Below are 2460 nucleotides of genomic sequence, written 5' to 3'. Positions count from 1 at the left end.
GTCATCTGGCAGGAAGGGGAACGGGTATGAACTATTTCATCATGACACAGGACGAGCGGATCGCAGAGGCTGTTGTGCCCACGGGCGTTTTTGATGCCATGCGTCCGGAGTGGCTGACGCCGGATTACCAGGAGGAGCTGGAAGAGGCCATCCTCCAGTTTGACATCAAGCCGAAAAGCGAAAACGTCTATCTCGATTTTCTCGACCGACCGATTCCGCTCTATTCTGATCGGCTGAAGACACTCATCCACAAATTCGCTCCCAAACTTTTCGCCAAATCCGTGGTTCTCGCAGACCAGGAGAGAACCAGGCAGGACGCGTACTGGCTGCTGATCCTGCCGCGCATCGCTTGTCTCTCAGAGCAAAGTGAGTTTTACCAAAACGGCTCGCTCAAGCGACTGGTCATCGATGAGGAAAAAGTCAGGCGCCACCCCATTTTTCAGGTGGAGGGGATTCTGGAGCCGCATATCATCATCGATCTTCGGCTGGCGGAGGCATTGCTGCGCCGGGATTTCATCGGGATTCGCCTGAAAAAAGTCGAGCAAGTATAACAGAACCAAACGATGTCTTTGGTAGTAGATGCCGCCCTCGTCGTGTCAAAAGCTGGCGAGGAGGCGGAAACAATCCAGTCTGCTGCGGCAAAAAAGCCGGTTCAGGACAGCAGAAAAGGCAAACTCCTGAGGGAGTGAGGGGGGATAGCATGAGCACGACCGAGAAGCTGGCCGGGTACGAAAATATCCAGTTGGCCTCACCCTTTGAAGTTCAGAGCTTGCAAGATGTCAAACTGATCAAAACCATCAATGACCATGCCAGATTGTACGTCACCGCGATCATCCCGGAGGAAAAGCGCGATCGGTGCATCGAGATGGCAACGAGTAAGGATATTGTCGCCCTGAATCTGGTGGAAAACGGTGCGCTTGTCCGCACGCTGTTCCAAGGTCTGGTCGCATCCGTATCTGTGAATGTCGTGCGGGGCGTGTACCAGTTGGAACTGGAAGCCGTCTCTGTCACATATGACATGGATGTCCAGAGCAAGCAGCGTTCTTTTCAAAACAAGCAGATGTCCTATACCGAACTGCTCGATGAAATCACGAAAACGTATCCGGGTTCGGACTATTTGGACTACGCCTCCAACGGAGCACCACTCGGCACGATTGCGATTCAATATCAGGAGACAGACTGGCAGTTTCTCAAGCGCATGGCGTCGCGTTTTTGCGCCGTTCTCGTGCCAGAAGCCGCAGCCAATACGCCCAAGTTTTGGTTTGGCTTGCCGGAGGGTCGCACGGCGAAGGTAGCCGACCCCCACTTTACCGTCCGAAAAAGGCTGTCGCCGTATATGGTAGCAACGGAAAACGAATACGCCACGGGCCTTGGTGAAAACGATTTTCTGGCCTATGAGGTCGAGAGCGAACAGGTTCTGCAGGTGGGAGACCGTGTCCAGTTCCAGGGCAAAGAACTGGTCGTGTCCCAGTCCACGACCACGATCCAGCGCGCCATCCTGACGCATACGTACCAGCTCATGCCTGAGGCCGGCGTCCGGCAAGATCCGCTCCGCAACGAGGACATCTGCGGGGCGTCGCTGGAAGGCCGGATCATTGACGTGCGCAAGGATACGGTAAAAATCCATCTGGACATCGACCCGCAGCAGCCTAAAGCGACGGCGAACTGGTTTCCGTACTCCTCGTTTTACACAGCGGAGGGCAACAGCGGTTTTTACTGCATGCCGCAGCTCGGAGACGCCGTCAAGCTGTACTTCTCGACTCCAGAGGAAGAAGGAGCCATGGCGATCAGCTCCGTGCGCAAAGGCGGAGGCAGCACCGCGAAGACAGGCAATCCCGGTGTGAAATACTGGGGAACCAACTTCGGCAAAGAGCTGATGATGGGCGGAAAAGAACTCGTCCTGACGGCGAAGGAGAGCGAGGAGGGACAGATATTTATCAAGCTGCACGAAGAAGACGGCATTGAAATCCACAGCCAGCACCCGATTGTGTTTTCGTCGGAAAAAGACATGGAAATCACGTCGGAAAACAAGCTGGAGATCAAGGCCAAGGAAGCGATTTACCTCATGTGCAGCACCAGCAGCATGATTCTGGACGGGGAAGTCGATATTCAGGCCCCCAAGGTGGAAGTCGTCGGCCTGACCAAAGCTCCGGTTACTGTCGAGGACTTGCTGCAGGAAGAGGAAGAAGAGCCAGAGCAGGAAGAGGAAGAGTCCGGCTGGGGCAGCTTCCTGGATGGCGTGCAGTTGGCCCTGGATATTGTGGGGCTCATCCCTGGGATTGGGGAAATCGCCGACCTGGCGAATGCGGGGATCTCGTTGGCGCGCGGTGACTATGCCGGAGCCGCTTTGTCGCTTGCCGCATGCATACCGTTTGCCGGAGCGGCAGCGACGGGGGCGAAACTGGCAGGGAAGGCCGCCAAGGCGATGAAAGCGACGAAAACTGGCAGCAAGGTGGTTAA

At 55.7% G+C, this 2460-nt stretch carries 1 protein-coding gene and 1 pseudogene; both read left to right on the top strand.

What is annotated here, in order from left to right; translation table 11 throughout:
* Positions 1-551 (top strand): imm11 family protein (locus EDM57_RS22925; RefSeq protein ID WP_246005896.1); only part of this gene is annotated, 551 nt, incomplete at its 5' end.
* 149 nt (positions 552-700) lie between these two features.
* A pseudogene (locus tag EDM57_RS22920) lies at positions 701-2460 on the top strand (hypothetical protein); the annotation flags it as partial.

It is taken from the genome of Brevibacillus gelatini, assembly GCF_003710935.1.
GTDB classification, from domain to species: Bacteria; Bacillota; Bacilli; order Brevibacillales; family Brevibacillaceae; genus Brevibacillus; species Brevibacillus gelatini.
The sequence above is the reverse complement of the archived record's forward strand: the minus strand, read 5'-3'. Positions and strand labels throughout refer to the sequence as shown.